Source organism: Mesorhizobium sp. WSM4849 (genome assembly GCF_055811385.1).
Genome location: NZ_JBVVPW010000014.1, coordinates 69,853 through 92,859, shown reverse-complemented (window position 1 = coordinate 92,859; position 23,007 = coordinate 69,853). Strand labels below are relative to the sequence as shown.

Here is a 23,007-nt window from a genome sequence, read left to right as displayed (position 1 = left end):
TTTAGGTCGCTCTGAGTGGCCAGTCGGCGGTCATCGACTAAAGCGACGCGCTTTAGTCGTTGTTTTTATGCATGTCGTTATCGCAAAACCGCTGCACACTTTTGCGCGACATGCATTATTTCATGGCGGCAGGGTCAGCCGGCGACTTCCGCCGCGCCGAACCAGCCGATCACCGCGCCGATGATCAGCAGCACGCCAAGCCAGTGGCCGCAGTCGATGATGGTCAGATCCCAGCCGAAACCTTGGTAGCGATGATTGACGGATAGCGTCGTGGCGACGAATCCGAGCCAGAGAACGAAGCCGAAGACGAGCCCGGCAACGAGGCTCGGTTCGCCACCGGTCATCGCTCCAATGACCAGAGACATGACGAGCGCCATGACAAGTTCCGCGATGAAGCTGATGACGAAGGGCAACGGCGATTTACTCATGGTCGCCGGATCAAGCTTGGCGGCCTTGAGCCACGGCTTGCTCAGGCCGATGTACCAGGCAGCGCCGAACAACCACGCCACCACGGCGGCGATGATCACGGCCAGCCAGTTCACTGCTGAAAAATCCATGATCTTCCTCCTCGGAAGCATGTCGCCCAAAAGCATGCCCCCGGGCCCGAACCGGGGGTGCCCAGCGGTTTTGGGGACAACGACATGCGTAGTCTCAAAATCGATGCGTGATGGAACGCCTGTTCGGCGGTGCCGTCAAGCAAACCGCCAGACGGTCGTGCGCTTGACCAGGGCGTCTTCCAGCGCCCGGGTTACCGCCACTTCGTAGACGGCAAGCGGTTCCAGCCCGGTCTTCGGCAGATAGGAGCGGCCGGGATCGCCAACGAGGATGTCGGCGCCGCGCGCCTTCAGCGTCGCGAACCATGGCATAAGCCGGTCGGCGAAGGATTTATCGTAGAAGACGTCGCCGGCCAGAACCACATCCCAACCCGCATCGGTTCCGATGCAGTCCGAGCCGAGGAATTTGATCCCGACATCATTGGCCTCGGCGTTGAGGCGGATCGCGGTCGCGCAGAACGGGTCGATGTCGGCGGCGATCACCTCTGCCGCGCCGGCCTTCGCCGCCGCAATGGCGACAAGGCCGGAACCGGAGGCAAAGTCGAGCACGCGCTTGCCCTGCACATCAGCCGGATTGTCGAGGATGTAGCGGGCAAGGCCTTGACCGCCGGCCCAGGCGAAGGCCCAGAAAGGCGGCGGCAGGCCGATTTCGGCCAGTTCGTCCTCGGTCCGCTGCCACAGATCATGCGCTTCGTCGGCCAGATGCAGCAGGATCTCCGGCACATGCGGCGGCGCCATCAGCGCCGAGTTGTCGAGGATGAAGCTTTTCGCGCTGTTTGGCGTCAGCGCCGTCACGGAACCGGCGTCAGGCCGCCCATGCGGCAGACCTCTTTCCATTCGGCCGGCGTCACCGGCTGCACGGAAAGCCGTCCAAGCCGGACCAGTGCCATCTCGGCAAGCTTGGGATTGGCCTTGACCTGTTCCAGCGTCACCGGCTTCGGCACATCCTTGACGGCGCGGATATCGACGCATTCCCAGCGCGGATCGTCAGTAGTGGTGTCCTGATGGGCCAGCGCGCAAACCTCGACGATGCCGACCACATCGAGCCCGTCGTTGGAGTGATAGAAGAAGCCGAGATCGCCGATCTGCATCGCCTTCATGTTGTTGCGCGCCGCATAGTTGCGCACGCCGTCCCACTGCGTGCCGGCCTTGCCCTTCGCCTTCAGCGTTTCGAAGGAGAAGACCGAGGGCTCCGATTTGAACAGCCAATAGTTCATTGTTTTTGCTCCTCCTGGCGGCTGGAAATCAGCTACAGCGCCGCGCGTCTTTCAGACGCGCAAAGGACGCTGTGGCACTTTGATTTTGCGCATGATCCTTTCCGAAAATCGATTCCGATTTTCGGGGTCATGCGCTCGCCGGCTTGTTGAAGGTCCAATTCCATTGCCGGATTTCGACGCTTTCGAACAGCCCGGCCTTGGCGTAGGGGTCTGCTGCCGATAGCGCCTCTGCCGCGGCCAGATCGGGCGCCTCGACCACGACGAGGCTGCCGTTCGGCTTGCCGTCGACGTCGAGGAACGGACCGGCGAAGGCCAGCTTCTTCTCGCCGTTCAATCCTTCCAGGAAGGCAACGTGCTCGGGCCGCGTATCCAGCCGCACCTGCAGGCGTCCGGCCCTGTCCTTGCAAATCAAAGCAAACAGCATCTTTCCATCTCCGGATCGTTCGAGGTTACACGTCGCTTTCGGTCTTCAGCGGCCTTGTCATCAGCGCCGACACAGCCTGCCGGATGGTGATCGTGCCGTCCAGTATGGCGGCGACGGCGGCGATGATCGGCGCGTCGATCTTGCGTTCGGTGGCGATGCGGGCGGCGATCGCCGCCGTCGGCACGCCTTCGGCCAAGCGCAGCCCGGCAAGCGGCTTGCCTTGCCCCAGCGCCAGCCCGTAGGCGAAATTGCGCGACTGGGCGGACGAGCAGGTCAGCAGCAGATCGCCGAGCCCGGAAAGCCCCATCAGCGTTTCGGGCCTGGCGCCGAAGGCAGCACCGATGCGGCGCAATTCGACAAAGCCTCGCGTCACCATGGCGGCCTGGGCGCTGGCGCCGAGCCCAGCGCCGGTGACCGCGCCGGCGGCAATGGCGAAGACGTTCTTCAGCGCACCGCCGATCTCGACGCCGATGAGATCGTCGCTCGAATAGCAGCGCAGGTTCTGCGCCGAGAAGCGGGCGGCAAGATCGGCCGCCAGACCCTCGTTGCGGGCGGCGACCACCACGGCCGTCGGCAGACCCCTAGCGACGTCGGTGGCGAAGCTCGGGCCGGACAGGGCGGCGACCGGATTTTTAGGCAGGATCTCGTCGACGATCGCCGACAGCAAAGCGCCGGTGTCACGCTCGATGCCCTTGGCGCAGAGGACCAGCGGGACGTCTTTGGGCATATGGGTTTTCGCGGTGGTCAGCATGGCGCGCAGTGACTGCGCCGGCGCCACCGCCAGCACGCAGTCGGCGCCGTCGAGCGCGGCCTCGATGTCGTTTGTCGCCACGATGCCGGCCTGGAACGCGATGCCCGGCAGATAGCGCGGATTTTCGCCACGGTCGATCGCGGCGACGGTCTCCGGGTCGCGCGCATAGAGGCGGACGAAATGACCGGCTCGCAACATGGCCAGCGCCAGCGCCGTGCCCCAGGCACCGCCGCCGAGCACGGCAATGCGCCAGCCGCTTGGCGCCTTGTGCTCGCTGCCGGTCATGCCTTGGCCCCACGCCGGCCCGAACCGACCATCGGGGCAGAGATGCTGTCCAGCGGCCAGCGCGAGCGCGGCACGAAATCGGCGGCGTTTTCACCCGCGATGCCGGCGCGCAGCCGTTCGATGCCGGCCCAGGCGATCATCGCGGCATTGTCGGTGCAGAGTTTGAGCGGCGGCGCGACAAAAGCAAAGCCGGCTTTCTCGCACAGGGCTTCGAGCGTCGTCTTGATCGTCCGGTTGGCGGCGACGCCGCCGGCAACAACGAGCGCAGGCTTCAGTTCGCCTGGAAACTCCTGATGGAATCGGTTCAGCGCCCTCGCAACACGATCGTCCAGCGCAGCCGCCACCGCCGCCTGGAACGAGGCGCAGATGTCGGCGACGTCCTGGTCGCTCAATGGGGCGATGGCCGTCGCCGCCTGGCGCACGGCGGTCTTCAGCCCGGAAAAGGAGAAATCGGGCTGCGCCGAGCCTTTCATTGGCCGCGGGAAGGCGAAGCGCGCGGCGTCGCCGGTCGCCGCCGCCTTCTCGACGTTCGGTCCACCGGGATAGGGCAGGCCGAGCATCTTGGCCGTCTTGTCGAAGGCTTCGCCGAGCGCATCGTCGATGGTTGTCGCCCAGCGCTGGTAGTCGCCGACGCCGCGCACCGCGACGATCTGCGTGTGACCGCCGGAAACCAGCAGCAACAGGTAGGGAAAGTCGAGCCCGTCGGTCAGCCGCGCGGTCAGCGCATGGCCTTCGAGGTGGTTGATTGCGATCAGCGGCTTGTTTGCGGCCGCGGCAATGGCTTTCGCCGTCATCAGCCCGACGATCAGCCCGCCGACCAGGCCGGGGCCGGCAGTCGCGGCGATTGCGTCGATGTCGGCGAGTTCGACGCCCGAATCGGCGAGCGCTGCCTCGATGATGCCGTCCAGCGCCTCGACATGGGCGCGCGCGGCGATTTCCGGCACGACGCCGCCAAAGGCGGCATGCTCCTCGATCTGGCTGAGCACGATATCTGATAGGATTTTGGGTGCGCCGCCGGCGTCCAGCGCTACCACGCTGGCGGCGGTCTCGTCGCAACTCGTCTCAATGCCCAGAACGCGGATCAATTCGTCGCCATCCCTAGAGATTGTGCAACCAGCCTTTCCCCGTTAGGAGAAAGCCGGGAAAACGGCCTCAATCTGCCGGGGGTTATCACGGACGGCGCGCCATGCAAACAACCTTGAAAATCGGAACACGCGGCAGCCCGCTGGCGCTGGCGCAGGCGCATGAAACGCAGGCGCGGCTGATGGCGGCGCACGGCATGCCGGTTGAGGCGTTCGAGGTGGTCGTCATCTCGACCAGCGGCGACCGCATCCAGGACCGGCCGCTGGCGGAAGCCGGCGGCAAGGGGCTGTTCACCAAGGAGATCGAGGACGCGCTGCTGGCGCGCCGCATCGATATCGCAGTGCATTCGTCGAAGGACATGCCGACGGTGTTGCCCGACGGGCTGGAACTGGCCGCCTTCCTGCCGCGCGAGGATGCCCGCGATGCTTTCGTCGGCAAGGCGGCGAAAACGATCGCCGGATTGCCGCACGGCGCGAAGGTCGGCTCGTCGTCGCTCAGGCGCCAGGCACTGATCCGGCGGATGCGGCCGGACCTCGACGTGGTGATGTTCCGCGGCAATGTGCAGACACGGCTGCGCAAGCTCGACGAGGGCGTCGCCGACGGTACCATCCTCGCCTATGCCGGGCTGAAGCGGCTCGGGCTCGAAAATGTCGTCACCGACCTGATGCCGCTCGACACCTTTCCGCCGGCGCCTGGGCAAGGCGCGATCTGCATCGAAAGCCGCATCGGCGATCGCGATGTGGAAAAGATGCTGACGGCAATCCACGACGTGCCGACCGGGCAGGCGCTGGCCTGCGAACGCGCCTTCCTTGCGGCGCTCGACGGGTCGTGCCGCACGCCAATCGCCGGCCATGCGACGATATCGGGCGGAACGGTTTTCTTCGCCGGGCTGATCATCTCGCCGGACGGCAGGCAATCCCATGAGGTCAGGGCGGAAGGCCCGGCGCAGGATGCCGCCCGCATCGGCGAACACGCGGCCAGGACCGTGCGGGCAAAGGCCGGCGAAAAATTCTTCGACGGCTGGGCCTGACATGGTTCGCGTCCTGGTGACGAGGCCGGAACCGGGCGCCTCGCGCACGGCACAGCGGCTGCGAGACCAGGGCTATCAGCCGATCCTGCTGCCATTGACCGAAACGGTGGCTCTGCCGGTCGATGCGGACGGGATCGCAATCAGTGCCGCCGCCGTTGCGGTCACCAGCGCCAATGCTGTGCGCCATGCACCGAAGGAAATCATCGCGGCGCTGGCCGCCTTGCCCTGCCATGCAGTCGGCAGACGGACAGCGGAATCGGCCCGCACGGCGGGATTCCTGTCCGTCAGCGAAGGCCCCGGCGATGCCGAGGCGCTGGCCGATGCGCTTGCCGGCGGCTTCATGGCAAAGACGATCATCTATCTGTGCGGACGGGTGCGGTTTCCGGCGTTCGAGGCGCGGCTGAAGGCCGCGGATGTCCACGTCCGCGCCATCGAGACCTACGACACCGTTGCGCCAAGCTATTTGGACGCTGCAATCCTTGCGCGCCTGTCCGGCCAGCCGGTTGAAGCGGTGCTGCTCTATTCGGCCAAGGCGGCGGCAGCGATGCAGGCCCTGACCGAACGGCCGGCGCTGCGCGATCTTTTTGAAGAGACATGGTTTTTCGCGCTGTCCGGACGTATTGCCGCAGCCTTGGAAACTGTCGCCTCAGAAAAGCTCCGCGTTGCGCCGGAGCCCAGCGAGGAGGCACTGCTGGAGCTTTTGCGGACGTGGCGTTGACCCCGTGTCATCACGCCGCCCCTTTTCACCGCTTGGTGATGTGCTAGACCCTTCCTGAACCATCCCGAAGCGAATTTTGCGGAGCCCAAGCATGGTCAAGACGCCGAAGATGCGGCATTCGAAAAGCCGTCGCGAGCCGGTGACCATCGAGCTCGAACCGGGCGCTGTCTCGCGCGTTGCCGACGAGGATGCCGCCAACGGGCGGACCGACGAGGCGAAGGCGGAGGAAGCGGCAAACGCGTCGCAGCCGGAAGCGCCTGAAGAACCCGTGCATGCCGATCAGACCGACATCGAGCCGTGGGAACATGCCGACGCGGCCCCGCCGGCCGGCTCGGAAGAGCCGGCAGAGGGCGGCGCCAAAGGTCCCGAAGGACCCAAACCGACTTATCCGGCCGGCTCGGAGGCATCGGCGAACCGGGCCTTCGACTACAGTTTCGACGACGCATCCGCCAAGACCGGCAGCGGGACCGATGAAGCGCCAAAAGAAACCCAGATAGGGAATGAAGACATGGCAGCGCAGCCGAAGCGTGGCGGCATCAACGGCATCGCTGCCGGCATTATCGGCGGCGTCATCGCGCTCGCTGCCGCTGGAGGGCTGCAGTTTGCGGGCCTGCTCGGCGCGCCAGGAGCTGGCGATGTCTCCTCGGGCGGCGTGTCGCTCGATGGCGTCAATGGCGAAATCGCTTCGCTGAAGAGCGAGATCGCCGGGCTCAAGGACACAGCCGGCAACAGTGATGCGTCGGCCAAGGTGGACGGGCTGGCGTCGGCGCTGGATCAGGTCAAGACGGATGTCGCGGCGCTGAAGTCGGCGGTCGAGCAGGGCGGAGCAGGCGACACTGCCGGGCTTGCAGCGCTTGGCGACAAGGTCAGGCAGATCGAGACGGCGGTCGCTGCGCTTGGCCAGGCCGGCAATACGGCGCCGGCCGATCTCGGGCCACTCAACGAAAGGCTGGCCGGGCTCGACGCGGCGGTAAAATCCGCGGGTGAGACGGCGACGGCACAGGACCGCCGGCTTGCGGCGCTGGAACAGTCGGTGGCGCAGCTTTCCGGCAAGGTCGAAGCACAGGCCGGGCAGCCGAAGGTTGCGCTCGCCATCGCCGCATCGGCGCTGAAGGCAGCCCTCGACCGCGGTGCGCCATTCGCCGCCGAACTCGAAACCTTTGCGGCGATTTCACCGGATGCGCCAGAGATCGCAGGCTTACGTGCCTACGCCGAAAAGGGCGTTCCGACCCGTGCGGAGATCGCCGCCGAAATGCCTGCCGCCGCCAATGCCATGGTCGCTGCCTCCGAGCCCGTCGACCAGAATGCCGGCTTCCTGCAAAGCCTGCTGTCGAGCGCCGAATCGCTGGTCAAGGTCAGGCCGATCGGTGCCGTCGAAGGCGCTGGTGCTCCGGAAACCGTCGCCCGCGTGGAGGTGGCGGTCAACCAGGGCGACTACGCCAAGGCGCTCAGCGAATACGATACGCTGCCCGAGGCGGTGAAGGCTGCCGGCGCCGATTTTGTCGGCAAATTGAAGGCGCGGACCGAGGTCGAGAAGCAGGTCGACGCGCTGATATCAGGTGCGATGAAGGCGTGAGGAAAACCCGATGATTCGCATTCTGCTTTTCCTCGCCGTCGTTTTCGCGCTCGGCCTGGGTTTCGCCTGGTTGGCCGACCGGCCGGGCGAGATGGTCGTCACCTTCAGCGGCTATCAGTACCAGGTCAGCCTGATGGTGGCGGCGGTGGCGGTTGTCGCCGTGGTTGCCGCGGTGATGATCGTCTGGTGGCTGCTCAAGGCGCTGTGGAACAGTCCCTACACCATCTCGCGTTATTTCCGCGTGCGCCGTCGCGATCGTGGCTATCAGGCACTGTCGACCGGCATGATCGCCGCCGGCGCCGGTGACGGGGCGCTTGCCCGCAAGAAGACCAAGGAAGCGGCAAAGCTGATCCGCTCCGACCAGGAGCCGCTGATCCATCTGCTCGAGGCGCAAGCCTCGCTGCTCGAAGGCGACCACGAGGGTGCGCGCGAAAAGTTCGAGACCATGCTCGACGATCCGGAAATGCGGCTGCTCGGCCTGCGTGGTCTTTATCTCGAGGCCGAGCGCCTCGGCGATCGCAACGCAGCGCGGCACTATGCCGGCCGCGCCGCGGTGATGGCGCCGCAGCTGGCCTGGGCCGCCGAATCGACGCTGGAAGACCTGACCGGGCGCGGCGACTGGGACGGCGCGCTGAAACTGGTCGACGCGCAGAAATCGACGCGCCAGATCGAGCGCGACGCCGCCAACCGGCGTCGCGCCGTGCTGCTCACCGCAAAGGCGCAGTCGCTGATCGACAGTGATCCCAATGCCGCCAAAACCGCTGCTCTCGAGGCCAACCGGCTGCGGCCGGATTTCGCCCCGGCGGCGGTCGTCGCAGCCAAACTGCTGTTCAGGCAGAACGACGTGCGCAAGGGCGCGAAGATACTCGAAGCGGCGTGGAAAGCCGAGCCGCATCCGGAGATCGCCGAGCTTTACACACACGCTCGGCCGGGCGATGCCGTGCTCGACCGCCTGAACCGGGCGAAGAAGCTGCAGGAGATGAAGAAGAACCACGCCGAATCCTCGCTGGCGGTGGCGCGCGCCGCGCTCGACGCGCAGGACTTTTCAACCGCCCGGAAAGAGGCCGAGGCGGCCATTCGCATGGATCGCCGCGAAGGCGCCTATCTGCTTCTGGCCGACATCGAGGAGGCCGAGACCGGCGATCAGGGCAAGGTGCGGCAGCTTTTGTCCAAGGCAGTGCGTGCACCGCGCGATCCGGCCTGGGTTGCCGACGGCGTCGTCTCCGAACGCTGGGCGCCGGTGTCGCCGATCACCGGCAAGCTCGACGCCTTCGAGTGGCGGGCGCCGATGGAGCGGCTCGGCCAGCTCATCGACAGTGACGAGGACGCGCCGGACGCCGCGGTGCCGACCATTGCGGCGCCCATCAAGCCGGCAAAGGAAAATGTGATCGAGCTGAACCCCGCTGGTTCGGCCGAAAGACCGGCCACCGCGACGGCATCGGAAAGCGGCGAAGACGATGTTACGCCGGTCACCGCGACGGATGCGGAAGCCGTCGAACCGGCGGAGGAACTGGCCCGGCGGCCCGACGACCCCGGCGTCGATCCGGACGACGAAGACCAAAAATCACCACGCAAATTTCGATTGTTCTGATTTGGCTGAGCTTGCTAGTTTTGGCCGATGGGAAGTAAGAATCACATGTTCGAACGAGTTCTGTCGTTTCTGAAGGACCTGCCGGCAGCTGGCAGCGCCCGCAACGACGCCGATGATCCGCGCGTTGCCGCATCCGCCCTTCTCTACCATGTGCTGAGTGCCGACGGCGTGCGTCAGGATGCCGAATGGGATCGGTTCAAGGCAGTTCTGGCGGAAAGCTATTCGATCAGCGGCGACGAACTCGACGCGCTTGCCGCTGCCGGCGAGCGGGCCGACAATGAGGCGATCGACCTCTACGCCTTCACCAGCGTGTTGAAGCGCCAGCTCGATCTAGACGCGCGAAAAGCCTTCATCGGCCTGATGTGGGAGATCGTCTATGCCGATGGCGAATTGCACGAACTCGAGGACAATATCGTCTGGCGGGTCGCCGAGCTGATCGGCGTCGAACGCCACGACCGCGTCGAGGCACGCCGCAAGGCGGCCGCCGAAGCGCCGGGCGCCACTGGAACGTCGAGCGACGAATAGACGGGATCCCGATGCCATCCACGCCGAGGCCGAGACCAAAAATCCTGATCGTGCTGCATCAGGAGAGTTCGAGCCCCGGGCGCGTCGGCCACATGCTTATCGAGGAGGGCTTCGACCTCGATCTCCGCTGCCCGCCGCTCGGCGACACCTTGCCGGAAACACTGGACGGTCACGCCGGAACCGTGGTGTTCGGCGGACCGATGAGCGCCAATGACGATGACGATTTTGTCCGCCGAGAGACCGACTGGCTGAAAGTTCCGCTCAGGGAGAACCGGCCGTTGCTCGGCATCTGCCTCGGCGCGCAGATGCTGGTCAACCACCTTGGCGGCAAGGTCGAGGGTCATGGCGAGGGGCTGGTCGAGATCGGCTGGTATCCGCTGAAGGCGACGGAGGACGGCAAGAAGCTGATGCACTGGCCTGAGATGGTCTACCAGTTTCACCGCGAGGGCTTCTCGCTGCCGAAGGACGCGACGCTGCTGGCGACGGCCGAAACCTATCCCAACCAGGCCTTTCGTTATGGCGACAATGCCTGGGGCATCCAGTTCCATGGCGAATTGACCAGGGCGATGATGCAGCGCTGGGTGGTTCGCGGCGCGCATCGCTTCGAGTTGCCCGGCGCGCAGCCCGGCCGCGATCATCTCGGCGGCCGGCTGATCTGGGACATGCATCTCAAACGCTGGCTCGGCGAATTCCTGCAGACGATTTTCGGCAAGCCCGCACTGTCCTGATGTCGTGCGACAGCAGTCTGCTGTGGCCTGCCGGTTCGACCGAAGCAGGACGTCATTGTCGACGTCAGACCGGCAGCCCGTTCTGCTTTCGCAGGCTCTTGTCGAATGCGGATGCCGGGACGAAACGGCGCAGGAAACTGACCTGGCGCGCCATTTTTCCCGCCGCATAGCGCCTCCTCGGAACGGATTCGGTCGCTGCTTTCAAGACCGTCTCGGCTACGATTTCGGGAGCATCGCCTGTTTCGATTGCTTTGCGCAGGATCGCATCCATGCCAGCGCGCGCAGCGTCATAGATATCAAGCAACTGGTCCGGCCTTGCGAGATTTTCCTCAAACGACGTCCGGGTATAGGCGGGCTCGACCAGCACGACGCGAATTCCGAAAGGGCGCAGTTCGTGGTCGAGCGATTCGGAATAACCTTCGATGGCATGTTTGGTCGACGCATAGAGCGCGGAATAGGGTGCTGGGATTAACCCCAATACTGAACTCAAATTGACGATCCTGCCCGTTCCTTGACGGCGCATTGTCGGCAGGACCGCGTTGGTCACGCGGAGTACCCCGAAGACGTTCACGTCGAACAGCGCCCGAGCCTGAGTGGTCGAGGACTCCTCTGCGCCGCCGAGCAGGCCGATGCCGGCATTGTTGACGAGCAGGTCGATACGCCCGGCTTCGGCCAACACGTCATCGACCAGTTTCGCCACCGACGCGTCATCGGTGACGTCGCAGGTCAGCATGGTAATGCCGTCGGATCGTTCGGCGACCGCGCGACGGCTGGTGCCGAACACGCGAAAGCCGGCGGTTTGCAAAGCAATGGCCGTTGCGCGCCCGATGCCGGTGGATGCCCCTGTCACCAGGGCGACGCCAGGATTGGTCTTGTTCATGGAAGTCACTTCTTTCTTTGTGTTGGATTGGCGGCTGCAGGCATGCGCGCCAAATGGAGATGTGGCGCACGCCCCGGCGATCCGATGAGCGGCATTACTCGGCAAGGGCCCCAGTTCGCTGATTGGACACCGACCCCAGCTCGGTGACGGTAAGCTTGTCGCCGGCGCGCGAAATCTCGAGGCTTTGCTCCGGTTCGCCCAATTTCCGCGGCACGGATATCGTAGCCGACTGCCCTTCGGCGAGCGTGGCCGAGAAGCGCACCGGGAGCCCGGCCTCACCATCGGCTATCGTTTCGATCACCCGATAGCCGTCATTTTCGTCGGTGTAGTGCAAGACGCCGGGAAAACCGCCGAGATCGATACTCTCCCCGGCCATGACCGACAGCTCGCCGGCATGCAACGGAGACGCGGCCAGGAAGAATGCCGCCACGCCACCGATGAGGTTGATCATTGCGACGCTCCGATTGGATGATGCCGTTCTCGGCCGGCCCGCGGCGACATGATGTGTCGATTGCACGCGCTGACGGTTGCGTTCGGGATGGGGGACGCCAAGGTTGGTCCTGTTCATGGAAGTCACTCCTTTCTTTGTGCTGGATTGCATTTCAAAAGGACGTTACTATCATTTCGATATGAAGTAACTATCAAAATGATATGAACATGAAGAATCTTTCCGATGCCTTTTGTCCGATCGCCCGCGGCCTGACCTGCGTCGGCGATGCGTGGAGCATGTTGATCCTTCGCGACGCGAGCCTGGGCCTCACCCGCTTCGACGAATTCCGGAAAAGTCTGGGCATCGCCCCAACCATCCTGACCCGGCGGCTGGCGACGCTGACGGAGGAGGGACTTCTGGAAAAGCGACGCTACTCGGAGCGGCCTCCGCGCGATGAGTACGTGCTGACCGCCGCCGGACGCGATTTCTTGCCGGTGCTGATCTTACTGGGTGCGTGGGGAAACCAGTACCGTGGCGAAGGCAGGTTGGCGCGATACATCGACGCTGAGACAGGAGCAGAAATCGAGCCGGTGGCCGTGGATGCCGTCACAGGGGCAAAGATCGGCACCCGCGCGATTCGCGTTGCTACACCCGAATAGCATCCTTCCCGATCGATGAGAGCTGAGACGTGGCGGGGTCATTCGGAGTTCGCGGGCCGCGCCTGGATCAGTATGCCCTGGATCAGTTTCGCCCGTTGAGGTGGCGCACCTTGCGCAGTTGCGGGAACAGCACCGCCCACAGCCCGGCGACAACGACTGCCCCGACGCCGCCGATCACCACCGCGGGCACGGTGCCGATCAATGCCGCCATGGTGCCGGCGCGAAATTCGCCGAGCTCGTTGGAGGCGCCGACGAAAACCTGATTGACGGCGTTGACGCGGCCGCGCACCTGGTCCGGCGTCCACAGCTGGATCAGCGTCTCTCTGATGTAGACGCTGAACATATCAGTGGCGCCGAGCAAGGCGAGCGCTGCGATCGACAGCCAGGTGATGGTGGAGAGGCCGAACAGCACGGTAGAGGCGCCGAACAGCGCGACGAAGCCGAGCATGACCACGCCGGCATGGTTGCGGATCGGATGTCCGGCCAGCCAGATGGCAACGCAGATGGCGCCGATGCCCGGTGCCGAGCGCAACAGTCCCAGACCCCATGGGCCGAGTTCGAGGATGTCGCGCGCGTAGACCGGTAGCAGTGCCGTGGCGCCGGACAAAAGCACGGCGAACAAATCGAGCGAAATGGCGCCGAGCACGATCTTTTCGCTCCAGATATAGCCGAAGCCGGCAAACAGGGTCTGCATCGTCGGCCTGTCGGTTTCGCTGCGCTGGGCAGGCTTCGGGATAGTAAAGACCAGCACCGCGGCGACAAACATCAGAACGGCTGCGGTGCCGTATGCCGCTTCCGCTGAAAGCCCGTAGAGCAAGCCACCGGCGACCGGTCCGACGACGGTCGCCGTCTGCCAGGCTGACGAATTCCAGGCGATCGCGTTGCCGAAATCCTCAGGTGGCACGAGGTTGGCGAACAGCGACGCTGCCGCCGGTCCGAAGAAGGCGCGCGCGATGCCGAACATGGCGAGCACGCCGAAGATCAACCCCGGCCCGCTAAGGCCGCGCAGCGTCAGGAGCAGCAGCGCCAACGCGCAGATCGCCTCCAGCAGTGCGGTCAGCGCCATGATCAGGCGGCGGCCGAAACGGTCGGCGACCACCCCGGTGACCAACACCAGCAGCAGCGAAGGCAAGAACTGGACAATGCCGACAAGGCCGAGATCGAATGGATCGCGGGTCAGGTCGTACATCTGCCAGCCGACGGCGACGGATACGATCTGGGTGGCGAATGTGGAGAGGAAGCGTGCCGCCCAATAACTCAGGAAGGGTTTGTGGCGGAAGGCGGCATAGCGCCGGTCGGGCGATGTCTGTTCGGCTGTCATTGTGAATGGCCCCGACGAGATTGTGTATCGGCCGGCGGGGCTCTTCCACGAAGGGCGCTGGTCCAACCACAGCGCTTTTAGCGCAGTTCGGTGCGGGGCGCGCGCAAAAATCGGCTCTGGATCGAGGATTTCCGGGCTACCATGCTAATTGCATGGGGGCAAACGCGCTCGGCGGAGGTGGAGAGGCTATTGGGCGCGCAGGTCGAGTTCCTTCGCGCCCTCTGACTCGCCAATCTTTGAAGCTTGCGTTTGCCGGGCTTCGAACGACGTGTCAGACCGTGGCTTTGGGCTTCCTGGCCTTCTTGACCGGCGCCGGCGGGGCGGCCTTGCGGCCAAGGCCGATCGCCTTCGCCAGTTGCGAGCGCGAGGCCGCATAATTGGGGGCAACCATCGGATAGTCGGCAGGCAAGCCCCATTTGGCGCGGTAGGCATCCGGCGTCAGCCCGAAATGAACGCCGATATGGCGCTTCAGGGATTTGAACTTCTTGCCGTCTTCGAGACAGATGATGTAGTCCGGCGTCACCGATTTCTTAGGATTGACGGCGGGGATCAGCGGCGCTGCCACCGGAGCGGCGGGTTGTCCGAGTCCACTTATCGACGCGCTGACGCTGGCGATGAGATCGCCGAGGCCGGAAGCGGGCAAGCGGTTCTTCTCGACGTAAGCGGACACGATGTGAGCGGTCAGCTCGAGAAGGTCGATGTCCTTGCGGGCCTTGTTGCTGTCGTCGGTCAATCTATTTTCTCCGTTAGTGGGGTCGCAGAATTCCTAGTCGGCAAATCTGCGTAACGCAATGACGCCGCACCACGCCACACATTATTTTGAATAACAATACTAACGCCCGGGCCAGATCAACAGGTCTGATCCCAAACCATTATAATATCAGATAATCAGGGATTTGTCGCGCCACAGTCGAAATCCCCCTTCGAAGGCGCGTGTGTTGTCGCCGCGCCTGCAACCGGCAGGCAATTCGTCTAACTCGTCGACATTGCCACCGCCGATGACCACATAGTCAGGCTGCATGGCGGCGCGCAGCCGCTCGACGACGTCGAAGACGTGTTTGCGCCACTTCTTCTTGCCGCGCTTTTCAAGACCGCGTTCGCCGACATAGTCCTCGAAGCTGCCGCCCTTCTTGTAGGGAAGATGCGCGAGCTCCATCGGCTGGGCGACGTTGTCAACGATCATCGCCGCACCCAGGCCTGTTCCCAGACCCAGGAACAGCATGCGCCCGCCTTCATAGCTGCCGACTGCCTGCATCAGCGCGTCATTGACGATTTTCACCGGTTTACCGAACTGCGTTGCAAAGTTGCATCCGACCCAGCCCTTGCCGAGATTGGCGGGGTCGGTCAGCGGCCTGTTGTGGTGCACCGGGCCGGGATAACCCATCGAGATGACGTCATAGGGCAAGCCATCGGCGAGCGTCTGCACGGTCGCGATCATCTGCTGCGGCGTCAGGCCGGGTCCGGAATCGGCCCTGCGCTCCTCGCCGCCGGCGCTGGTGAGGATCTTGACGTGGGAGCCGCCAATATCGATCGCAAGCACGATGTTTTCGCTATCCGGTGCCGACTTCTTCGCCGTTTTGGCCATTGCGTCGCCTCTCGAGATCATTTCGCCGGATTGATCCAGCCGTTTGGTGGTCCGAATCCGGCCATCGCATCGGCAGGACCCCATGTCCCCGGCTCATAAAGCTGCGGCGGCGTGGTGTCGCCAAGCACCGGGCCGACGATCCGCCAGGCGAGTTCGCTGGCGTCCTGGCGGGTGAACAACTGGCCGTTGCCGTTCATGGCGTCGCCGATCAGCCGCTCATAGGGCGGCATGTCGCCCTTGCTGTCGTCGAGCGCGGTGAGTTCGACCTGCTCGCCGATCATATCGTCACCGGCGGCTTTGCGTTGGGCGCCAATCGAGATCGCTACCTGTGGGTCAATGCGGAAGCGCACATAGTTTGCGTCGCCCGGTTTGATCGGGTCGAAGACGTCGAGCGGCGGCCGCTTCAGCCGGACAATGACCTCGGTGGCGTGCACCGGCATTGATTTGCCGGCGCGGATGAAGAAGGGCACGTCCTGCCAGCGCCAGGTGTCGACGAAAAACCGCACCGCCGCGAACGTCTCGACCGGCGAGTTTGGCGCGACGCCCGGCTCGCTGAGATAGCCTTTGAATTGGCCGCGCACGACATCGTCTTTGGTCAGCGTCCGGATCGCCCGCAGCACCTGTACCTTCTCGTCGATCAGATCGTCGGCCGAGCGACCAACGGGCGGCTCCATGGCAAGCAGCAGCAGGATGTTGAGCAGGTGGTTCTCGATGACGTCGCGGATGCAGCCGACCTCGTCGTAGAAGCGGCCACGGCCCTCGACACCGAAATTCTCGGCCATGGTGATCTGGACGCTCTCGACGAAATTGCGATTCCAGATCGGCTCGAGGAAGGAATTGGCGAAGCGGAAATAGAGCAGGTTCTGAATCGCCTCCTTGCCGAGATAATGGTCGATGCGAAAGATCGACTGTTCGTCGAACACCAGGTGCAGGACCCGGTTCAGCCAGCGCGCCGATTGCAGATTGTGGCCGAAAGGCTTTTCCACCATCAGGCGCGCGCCCTGGGCCGCGCCCGACTGTTCCAGCCCCTGGATGACCGTCTCGAACATGGTCGGCGGCACCGCGAGATAGTGCAGCGGGTGCTGCGCGGTTCCGAGCGCGCTTTTCAGCTTCTCGAATGTCGCGGCGCTACGGTAGTCGCCGCTGACATAGCGAAGCAGCGAGGCTAGTTTCGCGAAGATCTTTTCGTCGACCTTGCCGATAGCCTTGACGATGCCGTCGCGGGCGCGCGCCTGCAGCTGCTTCAGGTCCCAGGCCTCGAAAGCGACGCCGATCACCGGCTCGATCAGCGTTCCCTTGGCGACCATGGCGTAAAGTGCCGGGAAGATCTTCTTGTGGGCGAGGTCGCCGGTCGCCCCGAAAAGCACCAGCGTGTCGGACCGTTCCTGGTTCATGAGCGTGCCTTCCCTGTCACGAGCCGGTCTTCGGCTTTTCGACATGGCCACCGAAGGCGTAGCGCATGGCGGACAGCAGCTTGTCGGCGAATTCGGATTCGCCTTGCGAGGAGAACCGGTCGAACAGGGCCGAGGACAGAACCGGCGCCGGCACGCCGGTGTCGATCGCCGCCTTCAGCGTCCAGCGGCCTTCGCCGGAATCCGAAACCCGTCCGCCAAACTGCGTCAGGGCCGAGTCGGCCTTCAACGCGCCGGCCGTCAGATCGAGCAGCCATGAGCCGATGACGCTGCCATGCCGCCAGACCTCGGCAACCTGGGCGATATCGATGTCGAACTGGTAGTATTGAGGGTTTTCCAATGGACTGGTTTCAGCGTCGGCCGTCCGCTGTCCCATGCCTGCATTCGCCGACCTCAGGATGTTCATGCCCTCGGCATAGGCGGCCATGACACCGTACTCGATGCCGTTGTGGACCATCTTGACGAAATGGCCGGCGCCGCTCGGTCCGCAGTGGAGATAGCCGAAGGGGGCGGTTCCTGCATCCTTCCCAGGGGCGGGCACCCCGGCGTCGGCGCCCGGCGCCAGGGTGGCGAAGACCGGATCGAGATGCTGGACCGCGCTGTCGGGGCCGCCGATCATCAGGCAATAGCCGCGCTCGAGGCCCCAGACTCCGCCGCTGGTGCCGACATCGACGTAGTTCAGGCCTTTCAATGCCAGGCGCGCTGCATGGTCGACAGCCTCGTGATAATAGGAATTGCCGCCGTCGATGATGATGTCGCCCGGCTCCATCAGGTCGGCCACCTGGTCGACGATCCGGCTGGTGATCGCCGCCGGCAGCATTAGCCAGGCGCTGCGCGGCTTGGTCAGCTTGCCGACGAACTCCTCCATCGAAGCCGCTCCGATCGCGCCAGCCGTCACAAGGGCGGCGACGCTGGCCGGGTTGATGTCGTAGACCACGCATTCGTGGCCATCGCGCAGCAGGCGCCGCACCATGTTGGCGCCCATCCTGCCCAGTCCCATCATTCCGATCTGCATGTTTCTCGTCCTGGTTGTTGAGGGATAGAAGATCTATTGGTTATCCAGCTTGTCGATACCGATGGAAAAGTCGACCTTCTCCCAACAGCCGGCATCGGGCCAGAAAAAAGTAAAGACGATCGTATTGCCCGGTGGAATATCGGCAACGGGCAGGTCCGTGAGATGGATGCCGAAGGCATTCTCGGTCGTCTCGGCATCATGGACGGTTGCCCAACCGTCGCTGCTCCAATGCACCACCGCCCGGGCCAGCAGCTCGAGGCGCAGCATCTTGCCAGCGGGCATGGTGCGGAGCTTGTGGTTGAAGCGCCATGTCCGGCGCGGCGCCACGGTCCTGTCCTCGATGTAGCGCTTCACGCCTTGCGGCGGCATGTCGAAGACCGCGCCGTCGCTGAGCGAACGCAGCAGCTTGATATGCTCCGAATGCGCCCAGACCAGCGGCATGGCGCTGCCCGTCGGTCCACCGTGCCGCAGTTCGCGTTCCGGCATGTCGGGACCATCCCAGACCTGCTCGGGCAGCAGGCCGCCAGGCCCGGCTGAGGCTTCGAACGTCTCGAGCAGGCTCGCCGCTTTGTCCTTGCGCCCAGCCGCCAGTTCGTAGTGGGCGCGCTCGCCGACCAGCAGCGGCCAGGGCCGGCCCTGGCCGGTTCCATCGAAGGGCGCGCCGTCGGCGTGCTCGCCATAGCCGTCGCCGGTATAGCGATACCAGACAGGCCCCTGCGGCAGGTCGCAGCGCAGCCGCGCGTCGATGACCTTGACCGTGTCGACGATGCGCGGATCGTCGGCGGCCCTGAGGCCGAAGCGGACGAGCGCCAGCGCATCCGGGCTGACGATCGCCTCGGCCGGCCGGTCCGCGTCGCCGGGCGGCCGGTTCTTGATCGGCACATAACCATCCTTCGGCGAGGCCGCACCGGCGGTGTCGGGCGGAGCGATGCGGACGTAATAGCCTTTGACACCGACCTCTTCGCCGAGTGGAGTGCCGGTGACATAGGTCCAGCGCTCGATCTGGTCGTTCCAGACATCGGCGGTTTCCCGCAGATAATTTGCCGGCTCTGCTTTGCCGCAAGTTTCGAACATGTCGGCCGCGGCCAGCAGAGCGGCGACCTCGACGGCCAGCGTGAACGGGCTGTAGCCGGCATCCTCTTCCCAGCGGTCTTCGCCGGTGGCCGGACCGTTGCGCACGACGTAGGAAGCGGCGCGCTCGACCATCGGCATGAAGGAGCGCAACGCGGCGTCTGCCAGATGCCCAGCCCGGCGCAGCGCGTCTGCGAGCAGCAGTGGAAACGCGCATTCGTCCATCTGGATGCCCGGCCAATAGGCTGATCCGTCGAGCCAGGCGTTCTGCGGCCAATGCCCATCCGGCTGCTGGATCGAGCGGAGATAGGCGAGGATCTCAAGCGCTTGCGCCGGATCGCCGGCGGCGAGGAAGCCGCCCGCGGTTTCGACCAGGTCGCGCGGCCAGACCAGGTGATAGCCGCCGAGATCGTCGTCGCCCATGCTGAAGCCCCAGGGAATCGACAGGCTGGCGACGGCCGCTCCGGTGGATGAGCGGTGTGTCGCCAGAACCGCCGTGCTGACGCGATAGGTGTTTATCCCTGCTATATGCCGGTCCAACGGCAGCAAGCTAGCCTGCCAATCCCGCCATTTCTCGACATACGATTTGGCCGCGGGCTCAAAACCCCACTTCAGGCTGGCCGAGGCATTTTCCGCCGCCTCCTGCGGCGTCGTTCCGAAACCCAGCGCCAGCAACGCCTTCTGGTTCGCAGCCGAAAAGCCGATCTCGCCGGTCAGCGCGACATTGCCGTCTTCAGCCCTCCGGCAGGCCGGGTCGAGCCGGCCGTCACGACGAAGTTGCCGCCAGCCGTCGGAGACACCGACATAGCCGGCCGAGCATGCAACCCAGGGTAGCGACGGGGCCAGCGCCAGGCAAACGCCACGCCCGGATGCAAACAGGACAGGCTTTCCCTTGTAGTCGCCGACCCAAGCGGTGTTGGCCATGCCGGCGTTGACCAGATGTGGCGCCAGCAGCGCGTAGACGCGGTGGTCGGCAACAGTGCCACTCAGCGGCGTGAAGCTGATTTCCTGCAGCAAAGCGGGACGTTCCGGATCCGTAACGATATGCTTTTCGATCCGGTAGGTGCCATCGGCGGCGGTGTTGACCAGCCTGTAGGCGGGCACTCCATCCTCGAACGGCTCGACGCTGTGCACGGCATCGCGCTTTTCTTCCGAGAAATAGCCGCCGGGGCCGGTGACGACCAGCCCCATGTCGCGGGTGCAGGCGCTGTCGAGGCCGGGATAATAGACCTCGTTGAGAATGCCGTGGCTGATCGTGAACCAGATAGGGCAGGCCGGAGACAGCGCGGTTCCGACCCCGCTCTTGGCGCTTGACGTCCAGCGCGCCGGAATTCCGGGTGCGCCCAGCGCATCAGTCGGCCTCGCTGCCATCTCGATTTCGGTCTCCTGCCCCACCCCTAGACCAGGAGCCGAAGCCTTTTCAATCATTGCACCGCAAGTTGATCGTCAAACCGTCACCGATCGCTGTTGACAAGTGCGCCCTTCTAAATTTGTCTGACAATATTGAAACGAGGGTCGTCATAACAGCCACCAGCAGCCAACAACGACCAGCAATCCATGGGAGGATAACATATGAAGAAGATACTCGTCTTGAGTGCCCTTGCGGCGATGCTCGCGTCAGGCACCGCGTTTGCCGACACCAGCGACAAGAAGATCGCCTTTTCCAACAATTATGCCGGCAATTCGTGGCGACAGGCGATGCTCGACAGCTATGCCATCGTCACCAAGAAGGCGGTCGCCGACGGGGTGGTCGCAGCCGCGGACATCTTCACGACGGCCGACAAGGAGGTGCCGACCCAGGCAGCCCAGGTGCAGAACCTGATCCTGCAAGGCTATGACGCCATCGTCATCAACGCCGCCTCGCCGGACGCGCTCAACGGCGCCATCAAGCAGGCCTGCGACGCCGGCATCGTCGTCGTCTCCTTCGACGGCATCGTCACCGAGCCCTGCGCCTACCGCGTGGTCGTCGACTTCAAGGACATGGGCAGGCAGGAAGTCGAGCAGATGGCCAAATTCCAGCCCAAGGGCGGCAATCTGCTGGAAATCCGCGGCCTTGCCGGCACCTCGATCGATGACGCCATCCATGCCGGAATTCTGGAAGGCGTCGCCGCTCATCCCGAATTCAAGATCGTCGGTTCGGTAACCGGCGACTGGGATCAGACCACAGCACAGAAGGCGGTCGCGACGATCCTGCCATCGCTGCCGGAAATCGTCGGCGTCGTCGATCAGGGCGGCGACGGCTATGGCGCGGCGCAAGCCTTCGCCGCAGCCGGCAAACCACGTCCGACCATCATCATGGGCAACCGTCAGGACGAGCTGCAATGGTGGAAGGAACAGAAGGACAAGGACGGCTACCAGACCTGGTCGGCGTCCATCGCGCCGGGCGTATCGTCGCTGGCCTTCTGGGTGGCGCAGCAGGTGCTCGACGGCCGCACTGACGTCCCGCATGATCTCTTGGTGCCCTACCTCGCCTTCACCCAGGATGATTTCGAGGCTGCGCTGCCGAAAATCCCTAAGGGTGGTGTCGCCAGCCACGAATACACGCAGGAAGACGCCATCGCGGCGATCAAAGCCAACATCAAGTGAGCGTGGCACGTTGCCAACTGCATCGCCAACTGGATATCGCTAGGGATGCCTAGGGGTAACGCAGACATCGTCAGGCTGGACGGCGCCGAAAAACATTTCGGCGCCGCCAATATCGACATCATCAGACTGGACGGCACCGAAAAACGTTTCGGCGCCGTCAGGGCGCTCGCCGGCGTCGACTTCCACGTTGGTGCCGGCGAATGCGTCGGCCTCGTCGGCCACAATGGCGCGGGCAAGTCGACGCTCATGCATATGGTGGCGGGCACGCTCCTGCCCGACAGCGGTCGGATCGCGGTGCGTGGCGCCATCGAGGACAATTATTCGGTGCCTCGCGCGCAACAGCTCGGCATTCGTTGCGTATTCCAGGAACTCTCGCTGTGCCCGAACCTCAGCGTTGCCGAGAACACGCGTATCAACCACCCGGCGCTGCGCGGTTTTGGCTGGCGGCGCAAGGCGGCCGATCTTATTGCCGCCAAGCTCGACGAGATATTCCCGGGCCACAGCATCTCCGCCTCCGATATCGCCAGCGACCTTTCCATTGGCAGGCGGCAGATGGTCGAGGTGGCGCGTGCCTTCACGGTGACGCAGGATCCGCTCGAACTGGTCATCCTCGACGAGCCGACATCCTCGCTCGACGCGCATACGGCCGGCCAGTTGCTGGCCTTCGTCAGGCGCTTTGTCGCCGGGGGCAAGAGCTGTATCCTGATCTCGCATGTTCTGGCCGAGGTGCTCGGAAATGCCGACCGCATCGTGGTGATGCGCGACGGCAAGGTCGTTGCGTCAGACGCGGCGAAGGCTTTCGACCGCGACAGGCTGGTGACGACCATGGGGGGAGCGGAAGCGCGTGAGAAGATCGCGGCCGAAATCGCGACCCAAAAGCCGGAGACCGGTCCGTTACGGGTCCGGGCCCGGCCGGCGCGGCAAGAGGACGGCAACGAACTTGTGGCGCATGCAGGCGAGATCATCGGCCTTGCCGGGCTTGCCGGCCATGGACAGACCGACCTGCTGCTCGCGATCTTCGCCGCCGCTGCCCGCGCCAAAACCGGCTTCGAGGTCACCGCGCCGGTGGCGCTGGTGGCCGGCGACCGCCAGTCTGACGGGATCTTTCCGCAATGGTCGATTGCGCAAAATATCGGCATCCGTTCGCTGGCGCGATTGCGCAACGGCCTGCTGATCTCGCCGCAGCGCGAAGCCGAGCTCGCAACTTTTTGGCAAAAAAAGATCGGCATCCGCACGCCCGACATGAACAACAACATCTATTCGCTGTCCGGCGGCAACCAGCAGAAGGCCTTGTTTGCCCGGGCGCTCGGCTCCGACGCGAAGATCGTGCTGATGGACGACCCGATGCGCGGCGTCGATATCGGCACCAAGCTCGAGGTATACGACCTTGTGCGCGAAGAGGCTGGCCGCGGCCGTACCTTCCTCTGGTACACCACGGAAACCGAAGAGCTCGACAATTGCCACCAAGTCTATGTCTTCAAGAACGGCCGGATCGTCGCCAACCTTGGTCGCGACGAGCTGACGGAGGAAAAGATCATCCAGTCCTCGTTCGGCGATGCGGCCTGA

At 64.4% G+C, this 23,007-nt stretch carries 23 protein-coding genes; 9 read left to right on the top strand and 14 right to left on the bottom strand.

Going from position 1 to position 23,007, the window contains the following annotated elements; translation table 11 throughout:
• Positions 1-134: 134 nt before the first annotated feature.
• The 6 genes from AC0L3L_RS17735 to tsaD all read right to left on the bottom strand — a co-directional run bounded on the left by AC0L3L_RS17735 (position 135) and on the right by tsaD (position 4,316).
• The gene (locus AC0L3L_RS17735) at positions 135-557 is read right to left on the bottom strand and encodes a DUF1761 domain-containing protein (RefSeq protein ID WP_473638557.1); all 423 of its coding nucleotides are present in this window, start codon (positions 555-557) and stop codon (positions 135-137) included.
• Between the two features lie 135 nt (positions 558-692).
• Positions 693-1,292 (bottom strand): class I SAM-dependent methyltransferase, encoded by a 600-nt coding sequence (locus AC0L3L_RS17730; RefSeq protein ID WP_473638620.1) that lies wholly within the window; start codon positions 1,290-1,292, stop codon positions 693-695.
• Between the two features lie 53 nt (positions 1,293-1,345).
• A complete protein-coding gene (locus AC0L3L_RS17725) occupies positions 1,346-1,771 on the bottom strand; it encodes an EVE domain-containing protein (RefSeq protein WP_473638556.1) in 426 nt (141 codons plus the stop codon).
• A 127-nt stretch (positions 1,772-1,898) separates the two neighbouring features.
• Positions 1,899-2,195 carry a YciI-like protein gene (locus AC0L3L_RS17720; protein WP_473638555.1) on the bottom strand — a complete coding sequence of 99 codons (297 nt, stop codon included), beginning with the start codon at positions 2,193-2,195 and terminating at the stop codon, positions 1,899-1,901.
• 25 nt (positions 2,196-2,220) lie between these two features.
• Entirely contained in the window at positions 2,221-3,231 is a 1,011-nt protein-coding gene (locus AC0L3L_RS17715) for an NAD(P)H-dependent glycerol-3-phosphate dehydrogenase (protein ID WP_473638554.1), read from the bottom strand.
• The gene (gene tsaD, locus AC0L3L_RS17710) at positions 3,228-4,316 is read right to left on the bottom strand and encodes a tRNA (adenosine(37)-N6)-threonylcarbamoyltransferase complex transferase subunit TsaD (protein ID WP_473638553.1); all 1,089 of its coding nucleotides are present in this window, start codon (positions 4,314-4,316) and stop codon (positions 3,228-3,230) included. The genes AC0L3L_RS17715 and tsaD overlap by 4 nt, the downstream gene beginning before the upstream one ends.
• Positions 4,317-4,417: 101 nt before the next feature.
• Here tsaD and hemC point away from each other — a divergent pair, with 101 nt between their 5' ends.
• The 6 genes from hemC (at position 4,418) to AC0L3L_RS17680 (ending at position 10,482) form a co-directional block, all read left to right on the top strand.
• The gene (gene hemC / locus AC0L3L_RS17705) at positions 4,418-5,344 is read left to right on the top strand and encodes a hydroxymethylbilane synthase (protein ID WP_473638552.1); all 927 of its coding nucleotides are present in this window, start codon (positions 4,418-4,420) and stop codon (positions 5,342-5,344) included.
• A gap of 1 nt (position 5,345) precedes the next feature.
• On the top strand, positions 5,346-6,062 hold the full coding sequence (locus AC0L3L_RS17700; RefSeq protein WP_473638551.1) for a uroporphyrinogen-III synthase: 717 nt from the start codon (positions 5,346-5,348) through the stop codon (positions 6,060-6,062).
• 91 nt (positions 6,063-6,153) lie between these two features.
• Positions 6,154-7,638: a COG4223 family protein gene (locus tag AC0L3L_RS17695; RefSeq protein WP_473638550.1), complete on the top strand. Its 1,485-nt coding sequence runs from the start codon at positions 6,154-6,156 to the stop codon at positions 7,636-7,638.
• A gap of 10 nt (positions 7,639-7,648) precedes the next feature.
• Positions 7,649-9,229 (top strand): heme biosynthesis HemY N-terminal domain-containing protein, encoded by a 1,581-nt coding sequence (locus AC0L3L_RS17690; protein ID WP_473638549.1) that lies wholly within the window; start codon positions 7,649-7,651, stop codon positions 9,227-9,229.
• A 45-nt stretch (positions 9,230-9,274) separates the two neighbouring features.
• The gene (locus AC0L3L_RS17685; RefSeq protein WP_473638548.1) at positions 9,275-9,754 is read left to right on the top strand and encodes a tellurite resistance TerB family protein; all 480 of its coding nucleotides are present in this window, start codon (positions 9,275-9,277) and stop codon (positions 9,752-9,754) included.
• Between the two features lie 11 nt (positions 9,755-9,765).
• Positions 9,766-10,482, top strand: coding sequence for a glutamine amidotransferase (locus AC0L3L_RS17680; protein WP_473638547.1), 717 nt, complete (start codon positions 9,766-9,768; stop codon positions 10,480-10,482).
• A gap of 64 nt (positions 10,483-10,546) precedes the next feature.
• On the opposite strand, the gene AC0L3L_RS17675 is transcribed toward AC0L3L_RS17680, so the two are convergent.
• Positions 10,547-11,362, bottom strand: a complete 816-nt coding sequence (locus tag AC0L3L_RS17675) for an oxidoreductase (RefSeq protein WP_473638545.1) — start codon at positions 11,360-11,362, stop codon at positions 10,547-10,549.
• A gap of 94 nt (positions 11,363-11,456) precedes the next feature.
• Positions 11,457-11,813, bottom strand: a complete 357-nt coding sequence (locus AC0L3L_RS17670; protein WP_473638544.1) for a hypothetical protein — start codon at positions 11,811-11,813, stop codon at positions 11,457-11,459.
• Positions 11,814-12,019: 206 nt separating this feature from the next.
• On the opposite strand from AC0L3L_RS17670, the gene AC0L3L_RS17665 reads away from it, so the two are divergent.
• Positions 12,020-12,451: a winged helix-turn-helix transcriptional regulator gene (locus tag AC0L3L_RS17665; RefSeq protein WP_473638543.1), complete on the top strand. Its 432-nt coding sequence runs from the start codon at positions 12,020-12,022 to the stop codon at positions 12,449-12,451.
• An 82-nt stretch (positions 12,452-12,533) separates the two neighbouring features.
• On the opposite strand, the gene AC0L3L_RS17660 is transcribed toward AC0L3L_RS17665, so the two are convergent.
• The 6 genes from AC0L3L_RS17660 to AC0L3L_RS17635 all read right to left on the bottom strand — a co-directional run bounded on the left by AC0L3L_RS17660 (position 12,534) and on the right by AC0L3L_RS17635 (position 20,226).
• The gene (locus tag AC0L3L_RS17660; RefSeq protein ID WP_473638542.1) at positions 12,534-13,772 is read right to left on the bottom strand and encodes an MFS transporter; all 1,239 of its coding nucleotides are present in this window, start codon (positions 13,770-13,772) and stop codon (positions 12,534-12,536) included.
• Between the two features lie 271 nt (positions 13,773-14,043).
• Positions 14,044-14,505 carry a Ros/MucR family transcriptional regulator gene (locus tag AC0L3L_RS17655; RefSeq protein WP_123148847.1) on the bottom strand — a complete coding sequence of 154 codons (462 nt, stop codon included), beginning with the start codon at positions 14,503-14,505 and terminating at the stop codon, positions 14,044-14,046.
• A gap of 147 nt (positions 14,506-14,652) precedes the next feature.
• On the bottom strand, positions 14,653-15,357 hold the full coding sequence (locus tag AC0L3L_RS17650; RefSeq protein ID WP_473638541.1) for an ROK family protein: 705 nt from the start codon (positions 15,355-15,357) through the stop codon (positions 14,653-14,655).
• 17 nt (positions 15,358-15,374) lie between these two features.
• The gene (gene zwf / locus AC0L3L_RS17645) at positions 15,375-16,751 is read right to left on the bottom strand and encodes a glucose-6-phosphate dehydrogenase (protein ID WP_473638540.1); all 1,377 of its coding nucleotides are present in this window, start codon (positions 16,749-16,751) and stop codon (positions 15,375-15,377) included.
• Positions 16,752-16,767: 16 nt separating this feature from the next.
• Positions 16,768-17,784: a phosphogluconate dehydrogenase (NAD(+)-dependent, decarboxylating) gene (gene gnd, locus AC0L3L_RS17640; RefSeq protein WP_473638539.1), complete on the bottom strand. Its 1,017-nt coding sequence runs from the start codon at positions 17,782-17,784 to the stop codon at positions 16,768-16,770.
• A 33-nt stretch (positions 17,785-17,817) separates the two neighbouring features.
• Positions 17,818-20,226 carry a glucan 1,4-alpha-glucosidase gene (locus AC0L3L_RS17635; RefSeq protein WP_473638538.1) on the bottom strand — a complete coding sequence of 803 codons (2,409 nt, stop codon included), beginning with the start codon at positions 20,224-20,226 and terminating at the stop codon, positions 17,818-17,820.
• 201 nt (positions 20,227-20,427) lie between these two features.
• On the opposite strand from AC0L3L_RS17635, the gene AC0L3L_RS17630 reads away from it, so the two are divergent.
• Together AC0L3L_RS17630 and AC0L3L_RS17625 are read left to right on the top strand one after the other, a co-directional pair.
• Positions 20,428-21,441, top strand: coding sequence for a substrate-binding domain-containing protein (locus tag AC0L3L_RS17630; protein ID WP_473638537.1), 1,014 nt, complete (start codon positions 20,428-20,430; stop codon positions 21,439-21,441).
• A 45-nt stretch (positions 21,442-21,486) separates the two neighbouring features.
• Complete coding sequence (locus AC0L3L_RS17625) at positions 21,487-23,007, top strand: ATP-binding cassette domain-containing protein (protein ID WP_473525828.1); 1,521 nt, start codon at positions 21,487-21,489, stop codon at positions 23,005-23,007.